The organism is Microbacterium sp. NPDC064978 (assembly GCF_044543605.1).
GTDB lineage: Bacteria > Actinomycetota > Actinomycetes > Actinomycetales > Microbacteriaceae > Microbacterium > Microbacterium meiriae.
This window is the reverse complement of record NZ_JBITWF010000001.1, coordinates 227,294-243,882: the sequence shown is the minus strand read 5'-3', so window position 1 is coordinate 243,882 and position 16,589 is coordinate 227,294. Positions and strand designations below refer to the sequence as shown.

Genomic DNA, 16,589 nt, shown 5'->3' with positions numbered 1-16,589 from the left:
TTCGAAGGAGTGGGACCGGAGCGCATCACAGATGTCGATAGACGTCCTGCAGCGTGAGGCCCTTCGCGAGCATCATCACCTGCAGGTGGTAGAGGAGCTGCGAGATCTCCTCGGCTGCGGCGGCGTCCGACTCGTACTCCGCCGCCATCCAGACCTCGGCGGCCTCTTCGACGATCTTCTTGCCGATCGCATGCACGCCGCCGTCGAGCTCCGCGACGGTGCCCGATCCCTCGGGGCGGGTCTCGGCCTTGACGCTGAGCTCGGCGAACAGCTCGTCGAAAGTCTTCACCCCTCCAGGCTACCGGCTCGCGCGAGGTCCCTGAGCCGGGTGACAGCCGCCTCCACGTCGTCCGCACCGTAGACCGCGGAGCCGGCGACGAAGGTGTCCGCCCCCGCTTCGGCAGCCTGGGCGATCGTCGCGTCGGAGATCCCGCCGTCGACCTGGAGCCAGACGGACGAACCGCGCCGCCGGGCCTCCGCGGACAGCGCCTGCAGCTTCGGAATGGTCTCCGGCATGAATCCCTGGCCTCCGAAGCCGGGCTCCACGGTCATCACGAGGATCTGGTCGAACTCGTCCAGCAGCTCGAAGAGTCCCTCGACGGGCGTAGCGGGCTTGACCGCCACCCCCGCACGGGCGCCGATGTCACGCAGCCGACGCGCGAGCGCCACCGGCTCCCCCGCCGCCTCCAGGTGGAAGGTCACGCTCGCGGCACCGAGTTCGGCGTAGCCGGGGGCCCAGCGATCCGGATCCGTGATCATGAGATGCACGTCCAGCGGGACCGGGCTGGTCTCCTGGATGCGCTGGACCATCTGCGGACCGAAGGTGAGGTTCGGGACGAAGTGGTTGTCCATGACATCGACGTGCGCGAAGTCGGCCGTCGCGATGCGCGCGAGTTCCGCCTGCATGTTGACGAAGTCCGCGGCGAGGATGCTGGGGTTGATGCGCGGGGCGCGGGGCAGATCCATGGTCTCAACCTTCCTTCGGGGCTTCTGTCGCATCGCCGAGGCGCTGCAGGAGTGCGAGGAACATCGCGTCGGTGCCGTGGCGATGCGGCCAGAGCTGTGCGCTGCCGGTCTGCGAGCGGCCGTCGTCGGCGAGGTCGATCGGCGACTGGGCCACGCCGCGCAGCACGGCGCGGGCGTCGAGTTCGACGAGCTCAGGACGCAGGCGCCGCACCTCCTCGACCACCGCCGTCGTCTCCGCGAGGTGGGGCGAGCAGGTGACGTACGCGACGATGCCTCCGGGAGCCAGAGCCTCCACGGCCGCCGTCAGCAGACCGACCTGCAGCGGCACGAGCTCGGCGACGTCCGCCGGGGACTTGCGCCACCGGGACTCCGGGCGCCGACGGAGGGCGCCGAGGCCGGTGCAGGGGGCGTCGACCAGGATCCGGTCGAACGCGCCGGGCCGCTCGGCGGCCAGCTCCCGGCCGTCGCGCTCGTGGACGGTGACGTCGCCCGGGACGGCTCGCAGGGCGTTGCGCACGAGTCGGGCCCTGGTGGGCACGACCTCGTTGGCCTCCAGTACCGCGTCGTTCTCCCGGGCGACGGCGGCGAGCAGAGCGGTCTTTCCGCCGGGGCCCGCGCACAGGTCGAGCCACCGCTCCCCCTGACGGACCGGGGTCGCCGCGGTCAGCGCGAGCGCGACGAGCTGCGACCCTTCGTCCTGCACGCGGACCGCGCCCTCGGAGGCGGTCAGCGCGAGACGCGGATCGCCCCCCGGAGACGCGAATGCCGTGGCGGCGTAGGGCCGACGAGGCTCCTGCGGCTCCGCGAGCCCGGGGAGGGCGACGAGCGTGACCTCGGGCGAGACGTTGTCGGCCTCCAGCAGGGCGTCCAGTTCCTCGACACGCCCCTCGGCGGCGAGGGCGCGACGCAGCGCCCGGATGATCCACACCGGGTGCGCAGCACGGAGCGCCAGCCGTTCGTCGTCCGACCGTGCCGCCGCCTCGATGCGCGCGAGCCACTCCTGGGGCGACTCCCGGGCGATCCGCCGGAGCACCGCGTTCGCGAAGCTGGACGCCCCGCGACCGGCGTCGAGCGCGACGAGGTTCACCGACTCGTTCACGGCCGCGTGCGGGGCCACCCGCGTCGCGAGGAGCTGGTGCACGGCGAGCCGGAGCGCGTCGAGCACCGCGGGGTCGATCGCGTCGGCCGGGCGATCCGCGGCCGCGGCGATGATCGCGTCGTACGTGCCGCGGCGACGGAGTGTGCCGTAGGTCAGTTCCGTCGCCAAGGCCGCGTCCTGCGGGTCCAGCCTGGCCTCGGCGATCGCGGTCGGCAGCAGCAGGTTCGCGTAGGCGTCGGAGTCCGACACCGCCCTGATCACGTCGTAGGCCACGCGGCGCGCAGGCTGTACCGTCCGGTCGGGGCCGCGGCCGTTCCGCGTCCGGTCCTCGCGCTGCGGGCCGTTGCCGGGGCGTCGCCGGTCGTTCACGAGCCGGCCACCGGGGTCGTGCCCTGCAGGCCGCGCCACCAGTCGGCGGCGTTCATGGGTCCCTTACCCGCGGGTTGCAGCCGGGTGACGGCGAGCGGTGAGGTGGCCGTCCCGATCAGGACCTCCGCTCGCGTGCCCGCCACGGCACCCGGTGGCAGATCCTCCCCCTCGGCACCCGCGGGTCGTGCCTCGAGGATCTTGAGCCGCTGGCCGTCGATCGTCGTGTGCGCCCCCGGCTCCGGAGTGACCCCGCGGAACCGGGCGTACACGACGTCGAACGGCTCGCGGAAGTCGAGGAGACCGTCCTCGAGCGTCAGCTTGGCGGCGAACGTCGGCTCGCCCTCCTGCGGCACCGCGTGGGCAGTCCCGTCCGCGATCGCCGCGACCACGTCCGCGGTGAGAGCCGCGCCGTCGAGGGCCAGGGCCTCCAGTGCCTCCCCCGCCGTCGATGTGCCCGGCAGTTCGACGGCGCGCGTCGCGAACACGTCGCCGGCATCGAGCTCCGGGACGAGCTGGAAGACGCTCGCGCCGAGGACCGGATCTCCGGCGATCAGGGCGCGCTGCACCGGCGCGGCGCCGCGCCAGGCCGGCAGGAGCGAGAAGTGCAGGTTGATCCACCCGGCCTCCGGCGTGGACAGCAGAGGCTCGCGGACGAGCCCGCCGTACGCGACGATCACGCCGAGCTCGGGGCGCAGGGCAGCGATCTCCTCCGTCACCGCCTCGTCGAGGCGCGCGGCGTGGATGACGGGCAGGCCGAGTTCGGCCGCGGCCTGGGCGACGGGCGAGGGAGTGAGCACACGCTTGCGCCCGAGGGGAGCGTCGGGGCGCGTCACGACGGCGGCGATGTCGTGCTCGGCGGCGAGGCGACGCAGAGTGGGGACCGCGGCGGCGGGAGTGCCGGCGAAGACGAGGCGCATGAAGGTTCTCCGGAAGGGTCAGAGTTCTGGATCGAGGATATCGAGGCGGACCGAGAGCGTGCTGCGGGCGGCCTTGGTCCGACCGCGGCGACCGCTCACCGCCTCGGCCACGACGGCCGCACGGAGGGTGGTCGCGACGCGGCTTCCCGCGCCGTAGTCGAAGCGTACGAGAGCCCGGACCCGCGGGGGGACGTCGTCCGATTCGACGGGGACGGGACCGAGGACCGCGTCCCCGGGCAGCGAGAGCTCGGAGAGCGCCTCCAGAGCACGGGCGACCGCGGCGGCGGATCCCTCCACGAGCGCGACGCGGGCGGTCGGCGGCATGTGCAGCGGCGCTCGCTGCTCCAGCTCGGTGCGCGCGTAGGCAGCGTGGTTCCAGGTCGCCAGGGCCTTGGCGACGGCGCCGTCCACACCGACGAGGTGGACGGGAGCGCCGGGAGCGGCCAGAGCGGCCGCGTTCGACCACCACCGCAGGCAGGCTTCGCCGATGCGCAGATCCGGCGCCTGCAGCATGCGCGGCCCGTCGAGCAGGACGACGGCACGGTAGCCGCCCTCCGCGAGCGGCTCGGCGCCGCGGGTGGCCACCACCAGCGCCGGACGCGCGTCGACGCGCTCGACGGGGTGGCTGCCGTCCGCGACGATGACGCGGACGCCGGGGAACGCGCGGCCCAGCTCATCGGCGGTCCGTTCGCTTCCCGACGAGGCGAGCCGGAGACGGGTCGAGGAACACGCCGGGCACGTCCATGCCCTGGCACCGCGCCCGCACCACCCGCATACCGGGACCGCGCCGCGATGGCGGGCGCCGAGGGGGCCGCCGCAGTGCGGGCATCGGGCGGGGGCTCGGCAGTCGGCGCAGACGAGGGACGGCGCGAAGCCGGGCCGCGAGACCTGGATGAGCACGGGTCCCTCCGCGGCCGCGTTCCGGGCGGCGAGGAAGGCCGACGACGGCATGCGCTGCGGCGTCGGCTGCTCCATCTCCTGGGGCGTGCTGAGCACCACACGCGGCAGCACGCGCCGGGCCGCGCGGATGTCCTGCAGCCAGCCGCGCGCCACGAGCCGCTCCACCTCGGTCGTCCGCGTATGACCGGCGAAGAGCAGTGCCGATCCCTCCGCCTCCTGCCGCAGCAGCGCCGCATCCCGGGCGTGGACGTAGGGAGCGAGCGGCTCGCCCAGCAGGCTGTCGCCGTCGTCCCACACCACCACGAGACCGGCGACGACGGGGGCGTACACCGCGGACCTGTTCCCGACGACGATGCAGGGCGCGTCCTCGAGCGTGCGGAGGAAGGAGCGGTAGCGGTCCGGGTTGGTCTGTCGGGAGTCATGCCGCGCGATCGCCTCCGGGGGGACGAACCCGTCGAGGGCCGCCAGAAGCCGATCGAGGTCGCGGTGGTCCGGGACCACGAGGATGCTCGACTTCCCGGCCGCGAGCGTCGTCGCAGCGGCGGCGGCGAGCATCCGTGCCCAGCCCGGTGTGTCGTCGGTCAGCTGCGGGATGGCCTCGACCGCCGCACGACCGCTCTCGTCGAGCACCGCCTGCAGCCCGTCGTACAGCCCGACGACGGACGCAGCCGCGTCTCGGGCCTCGGGCTCCGGCTGCGGGATCGGAGAATCGGCGGTCCAGGCCTTCTCGACGCGCACCTGCCGCTTCGGGATGACCAGCCGCAGCACGTCGGACGCCGACCCCGCCGCGCGATCGGCGACCCGCCGAGCCAGTCGGTACAGACGATCCGGCAGCACGGGGACGCTCGACACGATGCTCTCGACCTCGGAGAGCGGCCGATCGGCGTCGTCCTCCACGTCCAGTTCCACCACGAACCCGTCGACCACGCGGCCGGCGGTCCGCAGGGGGACACGCACCCGGACCCCGGGCTCGACGTCACCGAGCTCGGGAGGAAGGGCGTAGTCGAACAGGCGGTCGAGCTGCGGCAGCGGGGATTCCAGGAGCACCCGGGCGATGCGCCGGCTCTCCGGAGAGATCAGCACCGCGGCCTCGTCAGAGCCCGGCAGCGCGCCGCAGCTCCTCGGCCCGGTCCGTCCGCTCCCACGTGAAGTCCGGCAGCTCCCGACCGAAGTGCCCGTAGGCCGCCGTCTGGGCGTAGATCGGCCGCAGCAGGTCGAGCTGCTCGATGATGGCCTGCGGCCGCAGATCGAACACCTCGTCGATGGCCCGCGTGATGACCTCGTCGGACACGCGCCCCGTGCCGAAGGTCTCCACGTACAGGCCGACGGGGCGCGCGACACCGATCGCGTAGGCGACCTGCACCTCGAGGCGGTCGGCGAGGCCCGCAGCGACCGCGTTCTTGGCGACCCAGCGGGTCGCGTACGCACCCGAGCGGTCGACCTTCGACGGGTCCTTGCCGCTGAAGGCACCGCCCCCGTGCCGTGCGGCTCCCCCGTAGGTGTCGATGATGATCTTGCGTCCGGTGAGCCCGGCATCCCCTTTCGGGCCGCCCGTGACGAAGGGCCCCGCGGGGTTGATGTAGTAGGTGACGTCGTGGAGGTCGAGGCCGGTCGTGGCGAGGACCGGATCGATGACGTGCTCGCGGATCTGCGCCTTCAGGTCGTCCTGGGCGATGTCCGGGTTGTGCTGCGTGGACAGCACGACGGCGTCGACGGTCTTCGGGGTGAAGCCGTCATAGCCGAGGGTGACCTGTGTCTTGCCGTCGGGGCGCAGGAAGGGCAGCAGCCCGCTGCGGCGCACCTCCGTCAGCCGTTCGGCGATGCGGTGGGCGGTCCACGCGGCCATCGGCATGAGCTGCGGGGTCTCGTTGGTGGCGAACCCGAACATGATGCCCTGGTCCCCGGCGCCGAGACCGTCGAGCGGATCCACGGACGAACCGTCGCGGTGCTCCTGGGCGTTGTCGACACCGTGGGCGATGTCGGTGGACTGCTCCCCCACCGAGACGCTGACGCCGCACGAGTCGCCGTCGAAGCCGGTGTCGGAGGACATGTAGCCGATGCCGTTCACGACCTGGCGGACGATCGTCGGGATGTCGACGTAGGCGTCCGTGCGGATCTCCCCCGCCACGTGGACGAGGCCGGTCGTGACGAGCGTCTCGACCGCGACCCGGGAGCCCGGGTCCTTCGCGAGCAGTCCGTCGAGGATGCTGTCCGAGATCTGGTCGCAGATCTTGTCCGGATGCCCTTCGGTGACGGACTCGGACGTGAACAGACGCAGCGCGCTCATCGATGCTCCAGAACGGGGACGGACGGTGGGAGGGTGTGGCACCCATTCTGGACCGCGCCACCGACGTCGCGGCGGCGCGGTCGTCGAGTCACTCCGCGTGACGCAGGCGGAGCTTGTCCTCGTTGATCTCGTGCAGGGCGATGGTGAGCGGCTTGTCCTCGACCGAGGAGTCGACGAGCGGGCCCACGTTGTCGAAGAGGTTGCCCTCGTGCAGGTCGGAGTAGTAGTCGTTGATCTGACGGGCGCGCTTGGCGGCGTAGATGACGAGCTCGTACTTGGAGTCGACGCGCTCCAGCAGGTTGTCGATGGGGGGATCGATGATGCCGTTGTTGCGTCCGGCCATGGGTGGACCTCCTGATCAGGCGACGGGATTCGCCGCGAAGACGATGCTGCGGGCGCGCGACCCTTCGACGAGCTCAGGGACCGGCGTGGTGCTCGACCCTGGAATCAGGTCAGCGCGCAGAGCTTGTAGACAAGTCTACGACCTCGCGGGCGGCGGTGGCGACGTCCTCGTTCACGATGAGGTGGTCGAACTCGTTCTGCGCCGCCAGCTCGACCTTCGCGGTGCGCAGCCGCCGGGCCCGTTCCTCGGCGTCCTCGGTGCCGCGGCCAACCAGCCTGTGCACCAGCTCGTCCCAGCTCGGCGGCACGAGGAAGATCAGCGTCGCGGACGGCTCCGCATCGCGCACCTGGCGCGCGCCCTGCAGGTCGATCTCCAGCAGGACGGTCTTCCCCTCCGCCAGTGCAGCGTCGATCGGGGCGCGCGGCGTGCCGTAGCGCGAGCGGTTGTGGACCACCGCATACTCCAGCAGCTCGCCGTCGGCGACCAGGCGGTCGAACTCGGCGTCATCCACGAAGTAGTAGTGCACACCGTCGATCTCGCCCGGGCGCGGCGGCCGGGTGGTCGCCGAGACGGACAGGTGGATCTCCGGGTTGTTCTCGCGGATGTGCGCGGCGACGGTCCCCTTGCCCACCGCCGTAGGGCCGGCGAGGACGAGGAGCCGGCTGCGTGCCCCACGGGGGGTCGGAACGGGGAAGCGCTCGTCGAGCCACTCCTCCAGCACTCGGCGTTGACGGGCGCCGAGTCCGCCGAGGCGCTTGACCGGCGAGATGTGGAGCTGCTCCAGCACCCGGTCGCGCTTGCCCGCGCCGATTGCGGGAAGGGCGAGGAGGAAGTCGGTGATGCGCATGGAGCCCTCGACCGAGTCGGGGTCCTCCGTCGCGCGATGCAGCACGGCCTGCGGGGTGACGACGCGCATGGTGAGGTCGCGCTTGAGCGAGGCCCTGGCGCGCCGTCGCTCGACCGCTCGACGTGCGGCGGCGGCCCTGTCGACCTCGGGGACGGTGCGGCGTTCCTCAGCCACGGCTGACCTCTCGATACTGGGCGGCACGGTCGGCGATCGTCTCGGCGAGGGCCGCCGGGCCCGCGGAGAGGAGGCTGCGGCTCTCGCTCGCGATCACCGAGCCGGCCTGGGAGCCGAAGCGGCGGACGAGATCCACGGGAGTGGCGCCCTGTGCGCCGAAGCCGGGGGCGAGGATCGGGGCGACGGGCGCGAACGGAGTCAGCCCCGCTTCCACCGCGTCCACTGTGGCACCGATGACGAAGCCGAAGCTCCCCCACTCCCCCTCGGGCGTCCCGGTGGCGTTCCGGCGCGACACCTCGGCGATCACGGCCGCGGACACGGTCTCGCCGTCCGCGGTCGTCGCGCGCTGCAGCACGGTCGCCTCGGGGTTGCTGGTCGCGGCGAGGACGAAGAGCCCCTTGCCGTGCTCCTCCGCGAGGGCGAACGCACCCTCCAGCGCACCGACGCCGAGGTACGGGTTCACCGTCAGGGCATCCGCCTCCAGCGGCGCGCCCGCGGGGAGCCAGGCCTGAGCGTAATCCGCCATCGTCGACCCGATGTCGCCGCGCTTGGCGTCGGCGATCACCAGCAGTCCGGCCGCGCGCGCGGCCGCCAGCACCTCCTCGAGGGCCGCGAACCCGGCCGCGCCGTACCGCTCGAAGAACGACACCTGCGGCTTCACGAGACCGGCGCGACCGGCGGCCGCCTCGACGGTACGGAGCCCGAACTCCCGGACTCCGGCAGCATCGGCGGTCAGCCCCCACGCCGCCAGCAGAGCGGCGTGGGGGTCGATGCCGACACAGAGCGGGCCGTGCGCCTCCAGGGCGACGCGGGCCCGCTCGCCGAAGCGTTCCGTCATACCGCGGCCATCCGGTCCTGCGCGTACTCCTGCAGGCTCTTGACCTGGAAGCCCTCGTGCGCGGCGTCCATCCCGCTCACGGCCGCACCGAGCACGGCGATGGTCGTGAAGAGCGCCTTGTCCGCGGCCACCGCGGCGGCGCGGATCTCGTAGCCGTCCGCGCGAGCGGCACCACCCGACGGGGTGTTCACGACGATGTCGATCTCCCCGTCGTTGATGAGGTCGACGATGTTCCGGGCTCCGGACTCCTGCGTCTCGCTGTACTTCTCGACCACCGTGACGGCGATGCCGTTGCGCGACAGGATCTCCGCCGTGCCCTCGGTCGCCACGATCGTGAAGCCGAGCTGCTGGAGGCGGTGCGCCGGGAGGATCACCGCACGCTTGTCGGAGTCGGCGACCGAGATGAACACGGTTCCCGACGTCGGCATGCCGCCGTAGGCCGCGGCCTGGGACTTCGCGAACGCGGTCGGGAAGTCCCGGTCGATGCCCATGACCTCGCCGGTCGAGCGCATCTCCGGGCCGAGGACCGAGTCGACGGTCTTGCCGTCGGCGGTGCGGAACCGCTTGAAGGGCAGCACGGCCTCCTTGACCGAGACCGGGGCGTCCAGCGGGACGCGCGAGCCGTCCTGTTCGGGCAGCATCCCCTCGGCGCGGAGCTCGGCGATCGTCGAGCCGGCCATGATGCGGCTGGCGGCCTTCGCCATCGGGATGCCCAGCGCCTTCGAGACGAACGGTACCGTGCGGCTCGCCCGGGGATTCGCCTCGATGACGTAGAGCACGCCGGCGCTGATCGCGAACTGCACGTTCAGCAGACCGCGCACGCCGACGCCCTGTGCGATGGCGAGGGTGGCCTCGCGGACGCGGTCCACGTCGCTGCGACCGAGCGAGACCGGCGGCAGCGTGCAGCTCGAGTCGCCGGAGTGGATGCCGGCTTCCTCCAGGTGCTCCATGACGCCGCCGATGAAGAGGTCGGTGCCGTCGTACAGGGCGTCCACATCGAGCTCGATCGCGTCGTCGAGGAACCGGTCGACCAGGAGCGGCTTGCCCTCCTCGATCACGACCTCGCCGGCCGTCCGCACGAAGTAGTCGCGCAGCGCATCGGTGCCGTAGACGATCTCCATGCCGCGACCGCCGAGCACGAAGCTCGGGCGCACGAGCACGGGGTAGCCGATCTCCTCGGCGATGCGCACCGCGCCCTCCACGTCGATCGCCGTGCCGTTGCGCGGCGCCAGCAGCCCGGCCTCGTCGAGCAGTCGCGAGAACAGCTCGCGCTCCTCGGCCAGGTCGATGGCCTCCGGGCTCGTCCCCAGGACCGTGTAGCCGGCCGCCTCGATGCCCTTCGCGAGCCCGAGCGGGGTCTGGCCACCGAGCTGGCAGACGACGCCGAGGATGGTGCCGCTCGCCGCCTCCGCGTCCAGGACCTCCAGGACATCCTCGAGCGTCAGCGGCTCGAAGTACAGCCGGTCGGACGTGTCGTAGTCGGTCGACACGGTCTCCGGGTTGCAGTTGATCATCACGGTCTCGAAGCCCGCGTCCGACAGCGCGAACGAGGCGTGCACGCAGGAGTAGTCGAACTCGACGCCCTGACCGATGCGGTTCGGGCCGGAGCCGATGATGACGACCTTGGTGCGGTCCGACGGCGCGACCTCGGTCTCGGCGTCGTAGCTCGAGTAGTGGTACGGCGTCAGCGCGGGGAACTCCCCCGCGCAGGTGTCGACCGTCTTGTAGACGGGGCGGATTCCCAGGCCGTGGCGCACGCCGCGGATCTCGGCCTCGCTCTCGCCGCGGAGCTGGGCGATCTGCGCGTCGGAGAAGCCGTGCTCCTTGGCGTAGCGCAGCGTCGCGTCGTCCAGCTCGCCGGCGGTGCGCACGACCTCGGCGACCTCGTTGATGAGGACGATCTGGTCGAGGAACCAGGGGTCGATGGCCGTGGCCTCGAACGCCTGCTCGATGGTCGCGCCCTTGCGCAGCGCCTGCTGCAGGGTGACGATCCGGCCGTCGGTCGGCGTCTTCGCGATCTCGAGCAGTTCCTCGACGCTGCGCGACTCCTCGCCCCAGTGGAAGCTGGAGCCCCGCTTCTCGAGCGACCGCAGCGCCTTCTGCAGTGCGGTGGCGTAGTTGCGGCCGATCGCCATCGCCTCGCCGACCGACTTCATGGTCGTGGTGAGCGTGGCGTCGGCGGCCGGGAACTTCTCGAACGCGAAGCGCGGGACCTTGACGACGACGTAGTCGAGCGTCGGCTCGAAGCTCGCCGGGGTCACGCCGGTGATGTCGTTCGGGATCTCGTCGAGGCGGTACCCGAGGGCGAGCTTGGCCGCGAGCTTGGCGATCGGGAAGCCGGTGGCCTTCGACGCCAGGGCGCTCGACCGGGACACGCGCGGGTTCATCTCGATGACGATGATGCGCCCGTTCTCCGGGTTGACCGCGAACTGGATGTTGCAGCCACCCGTGTCCACGCCCACCGCACGGATGATGTCGATGCCGATGTCGCGGAGCTTCTGGTACTCGCGGTCGGTGAGGGTCAGCGCCGGGGCCACGGTGATCGAGTCGCCCGTGTGCACGCCGACCGGGTCGACGTTCTCGATGGAGCAGACGACGACCGTGTTGTCGGCGGTGTCGCGCATGAGCTCGAGCTCGTACTCCTTCCAGCCGAGGATCGACTCCTCCAGGAGCACCTCGGTCGTCGGCGAGTCGCGCAGGCCGGCACCGCCGATACGGCGCAGGTCCTCCTCGTCGTAGGCGAAGCCGGAGCCCAGCCCACCCATCGTGAAGGAGGGGCGCACCACGAGCGGGTAGCCGAGCTGCTCGGCACCGGCGAGGAGGTCGTCCATGGTGTGCGCGATGACGCTCTTGGCGACGTCCGCGCCCGCTTCGAGGACGAGCTCCTTGAAGACCTGACGGTCCTCGCCCTTCTTGATGGCGTCCACCTTCGCGCCGATGAGCTCGACGTCGTACTTCTCGAGGATGCCCTGCTCGTGCAGCGCCATCGCGGCGTTCAGCGCCGTCTGACCGCCGAGCGTCGGCAGGATCGCGTCGGGCTTCTCCTTCGCGATGATCGTCTCGATCACCGCGGGGGTGATCGGCTCGATGTACGTCGCGTCGGCGAAGTCGGGGTCGGTCATGATCGTCGCCGGGTTCGAGTTGACGAGGATGACCCGGACGCCCTCCTCGCGGAGGACGCGGCACGCCTGGGTGCCGGAGTAGTCGAACTCGCAGGCCTGGCCGATGACGATCGGGCCGGAGCCGATGACGAGGACGGAGTGGATGTCGTCGCGCTTGGGCATTACTTTGCATCTCCCTGGGTGGGTCCCTGAGCGGGTCGAAGGGTCGCGATGACCATGTCGCGGAAGCGGTCGAAGAGGTAGTTGGCGTCGTGCGGTCCGGCCGCGGCCTCGGGGTGGTACTGCACCGAGAAGGCGGGGATGTCGAGGGCGCGCAGGCCCTCCACGACGTTGTCGTTGAGGCCGACGTGGCTGACCTCGACCTTGCCGTAGCCGTGCGGGCTGTCGAACGAGCCCTCCAGGGGCGCCTCGACGGCGAAGCCGTGGTTGTGCGCAGTGATCTCCACCTTGCCCGTCTGCTTGTCCAGCACCGGCTGGTTGATGCCGCGGTGGCCGAACGGCAGCTTGTACGTGCCGAGACCCAGGGCGCGGCCGAGGAGCTGGTTGCCGAAGCAGATACCGAAGAAGGGCAGCCCGTCGTCGAGGACCGCGCGCAGCAGTTCGACGTGGTCGCCCGACGCCGCGGGGTCCCCGGGACCGTTCGAGTAGAAGACGGCGACAGGCTCGATCGCCCGGATCTCGTCGATGCTCACGTCCTGCGGGAGGACGTGCACGTCGAAGCCGCGGGCGGCGAGGTTGTCGATCGTGGCCTGCTTCACACCCAGGTCGAGCACGGCGAGGTTGCCGATGCGCTCCCCCACCGCCGGGGTCACGGTCGCGTTCTCGACGGACACCTGGGCAGAGAGGTTGAGGCCGGTCATCTCCGGAGCCTCGCGGACGATGCGCAGCTGCTCCTCCGGGTCGAGCTCCGCGTCCGCACCCGAGAAGATGCCGCCGCGCATGGAGCCGGCGGAGCGGATGTGACGGGTGACCGCACGCGTGTCGATGCCACTGATGCCGACGATGCCGTCCTCGACGAGGACCTCGTCGAGGGACGCGTTCGCACGCCAGTTCGAGACGACGCGCGAGGGGTCGCGCACGATGTAGCCGGCCACCCAGATGCGGCGGGACTCGGTGTCCTCGTCGTTCATGCCGGTGTTGCCGATGTGCGGGGCCGTCTGCAGGACGATCTGTCCGGCGTAGGACGGGTCGGTGATGGTCTCCTGGTATCCCGACATGCCGGTGGCGAACACGACCTCGCCGAGGGTGCGTCCGCGCGCGCCGTAGGCGCGTCCGCGGTGTCGGGTGCCGTCCTCGAGCACGAGGACGGCGGGATCGGGGAGGCGGGCCGCGGAGGCCTGCGGGGAGGAAGTCGAGAGGGTCATGACGTGGCTCCTGTGTCAGGGGCGGCGGGGATGAGCCGCTGCAGGTCGGAGATGAGGGTCGGGAGGTCGCCGCCGGTGAGGCGCACATAGCTGTCGACGACGGTCGCGTCGTCGACGTGCCACGCGATGCGCACGAGCCCGCCGGGCTCCACGACGCGATCGATGGTGACGGTCGCGCGGTCGACGGAGACCAGGCGGTCGGCGGCGAGGAAGACGGTGGGGGCACCGTCCAGGGCCAGCGCGATGCCGCGGTCGGTCACAGCCAGCTCGCCGCGTGCACGGAACGCCAGCGGGGTGATCGCGAGCCGCTCGAGGGGCTGCTCGTGCCGAGTGGTGGACACGTAGAGCACCTCGTCGCGGCGCGTCACCTCCGCGTGCTCCGGCACCCCGAGCGGGGCCGTGTACGCGGCATCGCGCCGCACTCGTCGTCGCCAGGCGAACAGCATCGACAGCAGGATGAGCAGCGCGACGGCGATGATGATCGCGACCGCGAGGTCCCGTGCGCTCATGCGCCGAGCTCCTCGACGACGGTGCCGCCGTCGACCGTGAGGACGCCGCCGTGCACCGTGTACTCCACGCGCCCGGGCAGTGCGCGGCCCAGGTAGGGCGAGTTCACGCTGCGCCCGTGCAGGTCCGCGGCGGTGAACACACCGTCGACCGCGGGGTCGTACAGCGTGATGTGCGCGGGCTGCCCGGCTGCGAGCGGCGTGCCGTGGCCGGAGAGCCGGCCGATGCGGGCGGGCGTCGAGCTCATGACACGGGCGACGTCGGCCCAGCCGAGCAGACCGGTCTGCACCATCGACTGGTGCACGACGCGCAGGGCGCTCTCCAGACCGACCATGCCGTTCGCGGCGGCCTGCCACTCGCATGCCTTGTGCTCGCTGGGGTGCGGTGCGTGGTCGGTCGCGACGATGTCGATCGTGCCGTCGGCGAGACCCTCTCGAACCGCGAGGACGTCCTCCTCGCGGCGCAGCGGCGGGTTGACCTTGAACCGCGCGTCGTAGCCGCGGACGAGTTCGTCGGTGAGCAGCAGGTGGTGCGGCGTGACCTCCGCCGTGACGTCGACGCCTCGCTTCTTGGCCCAGCGGATGATGTCGACCGAGCCGGCCGTCGAGAGATGACACACGTGCAGCCGCGAGCCGACGTGCTCGGCGAGGAGCACGTCACGGGCGATGATCGATTCCTCGGCGACCGCCGGCCACCCGGCCAGCCCGAGCTCGGCCGAGACGGTGCCCTCGTTCATCTGGGCGCCCTCGGTGAGCCGCGGGTCCTGCGCATGCTGGGCGATGACGCCGTCGAAGGACTTCACGTACTCCAGAGCCCGGCGCATGATCAGCGGGTCCCAGACGCAGAAGCCGTCGTCGCTGAAGACCCGCACCTGGGCACGCGAGGTGGCCATGGCGCCGAGTTCCGCGAGGCGCTCGCCCTTCTGGCCCACGGTGACGGCGCCGATCGGCTGCACGGTCGCGTAGCCGGCCGCCTCGCCGAGGGCGAGCTCCTGCTCGACCACGCCCGCCGTGTCGGCGACCGGGGAGGTGTTCGGCATCGCGAACACGGCGGTGAACCCGCCGGCGGCGGCCGCTCTGGTGCCGGTGAGGATCGTCTCGGAGGCCTCGAACCCGGGTTCGCGCAGATGGGTGTGCAGATCGACGAGACCCGGCAGCGCGACCAGGCCCGCGGCGTCGATCACGCGCGCGCCGGTGCGGGTGAGCCCCGTCCCGACCTCGGCGATCACGCCGTCCTCGATGATGATGTCGGCGCTCGTCGCGCCGAGCAGCTGTGCCCCGGTGATGACGAGGGTCTCGCTCACAGGTCTCCCCCTCGTTCGTCGTCTCGTTCCCCTGCCAGCAGCAGGTACAGCACCGCCATGCGCACGGAGACCCCGTTCGACACCTGTTCCAGCACCGTCGAACGGGGGGAATCGGCAGCTTCGGAGGAGATCTCCAGTCCCCGGTTCATGGGTCCGGGGTGCAGGACAATGCTACCGCCCGGCAGAGCCGCCACGCGCCGTGCGTCCAGGCCCCACCGGCGCGAATACTCCCGCTCAGTCGGGAAATACGCCGCGTTCATCCGCTCGAGCTGGATGCGCAGCATCATCACGGCGTCGGGCCCCTCCGCGAGGGCTTCGTCCAGGTCGTAGACCACGCGGACCGGCCACAAGGACACGTTCTGCGGAACCAGGGTCGGCGGCGAGACGAGCGTGACCTCGGCGCCGAGCGTCGTGAGCAGCCAGACGTTGGAGCGCGCCACCCGCGAGTGCAGCACGTCGCCGACGATCGTCACTCGGAGACCGGACAGATCGCGTCCGCGGCTGTCCGCTCCGAACCGGCGCTTGCGGATGGTGAAGGCGTCGAGGAGTGCCTGGGTGGGATGCTCGTGCGTACCGTCGCCGGCGTTCACGACCCCGGCGGAGATCCAGCCGCTCGTGGCCAGGGTCTGCGGGGCGCCGGAGCCGGGGTGCCGCACGACGACCGCGTCGGCGCCGATGGCCTCGAGCGTCTGCGCCGTGTCCTTCAGGCTCTCGCCCTTGGAGACGCTGGAGCCCTTCGCCGCGAAGTTGATGACGTCGGCGGACAGGCGCTTCGCCGCGGCCTCGAAGGAGATGCGGGTGCGCGTGGAGTCTTCGAAGAAGAGGTTCACGACCGTCTTGCCGCGGAGCGTGGGGAGCTTCTTGACCTCGCGGGACTGCGTGTCAGCCATGTCCTCGGCGACGTCGAGGACGCGCAGGGCGGTGGCTCTGTCGAGCGTGCGGGTGTCGAGGAGGTGCCTCATTCGCCGATCGTCACCTCCTCGGCGCCGTCGTTCTCGAACAGGCGCACGTTGACGCGCTCGGTGCGCGCGGAGGGGATGTTCTTGCCCACGAAGTCGGGTCGGATCGGCAGCTCGCGGTGTCCGCGGTCGATGAGGATCGCGAGCCGCACGACGGCGGGACGGCCGATCGACTGCAGGGCGTCGAGCGCGGCGCGGATGCTCCGGCCGGAGAACAGGACGTCGTCGACGAGGACGACCGTCTTCCCGTCGATGCCGCCCGGGGGGATCTCCGTCGGCTGCGGCGACCGCGTCGGGTGCTTGGCGAGGTCGTCGCGGAAGAGCGTCACGTCGAGGGAGCCGACCGGGACGGAGACCTGGGCGATCTCGCTGATCAGGGCGGCGAGCCGGTGACCCAGCGTGACACCGCGGGTCGGGATGCCCAGCAGGACGAGGCCGTCGGCCCCGCGATTGGACTCGAGGATCTCGTGCGCGATCCGGGTCAGCGCTCGTGAGATGTCGGCTTGGTGCAGCACAGTGCGCACACTCATCAGCCGCTCCCTTCTCCGCCTCACAGGACGGTGTTAAAGGTTGCTAGTGCCCCCCAGTCTATCG

General features: G+C 71.5%; 15 protein-coding genes. All 15 read right to left on the bottom strand.

Translation table 11 applies throughout. The annotated features are described in order from the left end of the window. Positions 1-25: 25 nt before the first annotated feature. Complete coding sequence (locus ACIGJI_RS01210; protein WP_025103484.1) at positions 26-289, bottom strand: phosphoribosyl-ATP diphosphatase; 264 nt, start codon at positions 287-289, stop codon at positions 26-28. Then, a complete protein-coding gene (gene rpe / locus ACIGJI_RS01205) occupies positions 286-966 on the bottom strand; it encodes a ribulose-phosphate 3-epimerase (RefSeq protein ID WP_259954830.1) in 681 nt (226 codons plus the stop codon). Before rpe ends, ACIGJI_RS01210 begins: the two co-directional genes overlap by 4 nt. Before the next feature lie 4 nt (positions 967-970). Beyond that, positions 971-2,338: a transcription antitermination factor NusB gene (locus ACIGJI_RS01200; RefSeq protein WP_363444577.1), complete on the bottom strand. Its 1,368-nt coding sequence runs from the start codon at positions 2,336-2,338 to the stop codon at positions 971-973. A 92-nt stretch (positions 2,339-2,430) separates the two neighbouring features. After that, a complete protein-coding gene (gene fmt / locus ACIGJI_RS01195) occupies positions 2,431-3,351 on the bottom strand; it encodes a methionyl-tRNA formyltransferase (RefSeq protein ID WP_363443924.1) in 921 nt (306 codons plus the stop codon). A gap of 18 nt (positions 3,352-3,369) precedes the next feature. Next, on the bottom strand, positions 3,370-5,328 hold the full coding sequence (locus tag ACIGJI_RS01190) for a primosomal protein N' (protein WP_268776558.1): 1,959 nt from the start codon (positions 5,326-5,328) through the stop codon (positions 3,370-3,372). 16 nt (positions 5,329-5,344) lie between these two features. Next, positions 5,345-6,538 (bottom strand): methionine adenosyltransferase, encoded by a 1,194-nt coding sequence (gene metK / locus ACIGJI_RS01185; protein ID WP_363443921.1) that lies wholly within the window; start codon positions 6,536-6,538, stop codon positions 5,345-5,347. 88 nt (positions 6,539-6,626) lie between these two features. Next, the gene (rpoZ, locus tag ACIGJI_RS01180) at positions 6,627-6,881 is read right to left on the bottom strand and encodes a DNA-directed RNA polymerase subunit omega (protein WP_025103490.1); all 255 of its coding nucleotides are present in this window, start codon (positions 6,879-6,881) and stop codon (positions 6,627-6,629) included. Between the two features lie 109 nt (positions 6,882-6,990). Beyond that, complete coding sequence (gene gmk, locus ACIGJI_RS01175; RefSeq protein WP_363443918.1) at positions 6,991-7,902, bottom strand: guanylate kinase; 912 nt, start codon at positions 7,900-7,902, stop codon at positions 6,991-6,993. Then, a complete protein-coding gene (gene pyrF, locus ACIGJI_RS01170) occupies positions 7,895-8,740 on the bottom strand; it encodes an orotidine-5'-phosphate decarboxylase (protein WP_268776304.1) in 846 nt (281 codons plus the stop codon). The genes gmk and pyrF overlap by 8 nt, the downstream gene beginning before the upstream one ends. Beyond that, positions 8,737-12,024 (bottom strand): carbamoyl-phosphate synthase large subunit, encoded by a 3,288-nt coding sequence (gene carB, locus ACIGJI_RS01165; RefSeq protein WP_187661500.1) that lies wholly within the window; start codon positions 12,022-12,024, stop codon positions 8,737-8,739. The genes pyrF and carB overlap by 4 nt, the downstream gene beginning before the upstream one ends. Further along, positions 12,024-13,226: a glutamine-hydrolyzing carbamoyl-phosphate synthase small subunit gene (gene carA, locus ACIGJI_RS01160; RefSeq protein WP_363443913.1), complete on the bottom strand. Its 1,203-nt coding sequence runs from the start codon at positions 13,224-13,226 to the stop codon at positions 12,024-12,026. The genes carB and carA overlap by 1 nt, the downstream gene beginning before the upstream one ends. Further along, positions 13,223-13,735: a hypothetical protein gene (locus ACIGJI_RS01155; RefSeq protein WP_187661502.1), complete on the bottom strand. Its 513-nt coding sequence runs from the start codon at positions 13,733-13,735 to the stop codon at positions 13,223-13,225. Before ACIGJI_RS01155 ends, carA begins: the two co-directional genes overlap by 4 nt. Next, positions 13,732-15,036 carry a dihydroorotase gene (locus ACIGJI_RS01150; protein ID WP_259954494.1) on the bottom strand — a complete coding sequence of 435 codons (1,305 nt, stop codon included), beginning with the start codon at positions 15,034-15,036 and terminating at the stop codon, positions 13,732-13,734. The genes ACIGJI_RS01155 and ACIGJI_RS01150 overlap by 4 nt, the downstream gene beginning before the upstream one ends. Beyond that, positions 15,033-15,998: an aspartate carbamoyltransferase catalytic subunit gene (locus ACIGJI_RS01145; RefSeq protein WP_363443910.1), complete on the bottom strand. Its 966-nt coding sequence runs from the start codon at positions 15,996-15,998 to the stop codon at positions 15,033-15,035. The genes ACIGJI_RS01150 and ACIGJI_RS01145 overlap by 4 nt, the downstream gene beginning before the upstream one ends. Then, positions 15,995-16,525 (bottom strand): bifunctional pyr operon transcriptional regulator/uracil phosphoribosyltransferase PyrR, encoded by a 531-nt coding sequence (gene pyrR / locus ACIGJI_RS01140; protein WP_259954496.1) that lies wholly within the window; start codon positions 16,523-16,525, stop codon positions 15,995-15,997. Before pyrR ends, ACIGJI_RS01145 begins: the two co-directional genes overlap by 4 nt. Positions 16,526-16,589 lie beyond the last annotated feature (64 nt).

Bases quoted from the DNA above. Each gene is read 5' to 3' on its own strand.
- rpe (WP_259954830.1), bottom strand. From the start codon at position 966: ATGGATCTGCCCCGCGCCCCGCGCATCAACCCCAGCATCCTCGCCGCG.
- pyrF (WP_268776304.1), bottom strand. From the start codon at position 8,740: ATGACGGAACGCTTCGGCGAGCGGGCCCGCGTCGCCCTGGAGGCGCAC.
- metK (WP_363443921.1), bottom strand. From the start codon at position 6,538: ATGAGCGCGCTGCGTCTGTTCACGTCCGAGTCCGTCACCGAAGGGCAT.
- ACIGJI_RS01155 (WP_187661502.1), bottom strand. From the start codon at position 13,735: ATGAGCGCACGGGACCTCGCGGTCGCGATCATCATCGCCGTCGCGCTG.
- carA (WP_363443913.1), bottom strand. From the start codon at position 13,226: ATGACCCTCTCGACTTCCTCCCCGCAGGCCTCCGCGGCCCGCCTCCCC.
- carB (WP_187661500.1), bottom strand. From the start codon at position 12,024: ATGCCCAAGCGCGACGACATCCACTCCGTCCTCGTCATCGGCTCCGGC.
- pyrR (WP_259954496.1), bottom strand. From the start codon at position 16,525: ATGAGTGTGCGCACTGTGCTGCACCAAGCCGACATCTCACGAGCGCTG.
- ACIGJI_RS01145 (WP_363443910.1), bottom strand. From the start codon at position 15,998: ATGAGGCACCTCCTCGACACCCGCACGCTCGACAGAGCCACCGCCCTG.
- fmt (WP_363443924.1), bottom strand. From the start codon at position 3,351: ATGCGCCTCGTCTTCGCCGGCACTCCCGCCGCCGCGGTCCCCACTCTG.
- rpoZ (WP_025103490.1), bottom strand. From the start codon at position 6,881: ATGGCCGGACGCAACAACGGCATCATCGATCCCCCCATCGACAACCTG.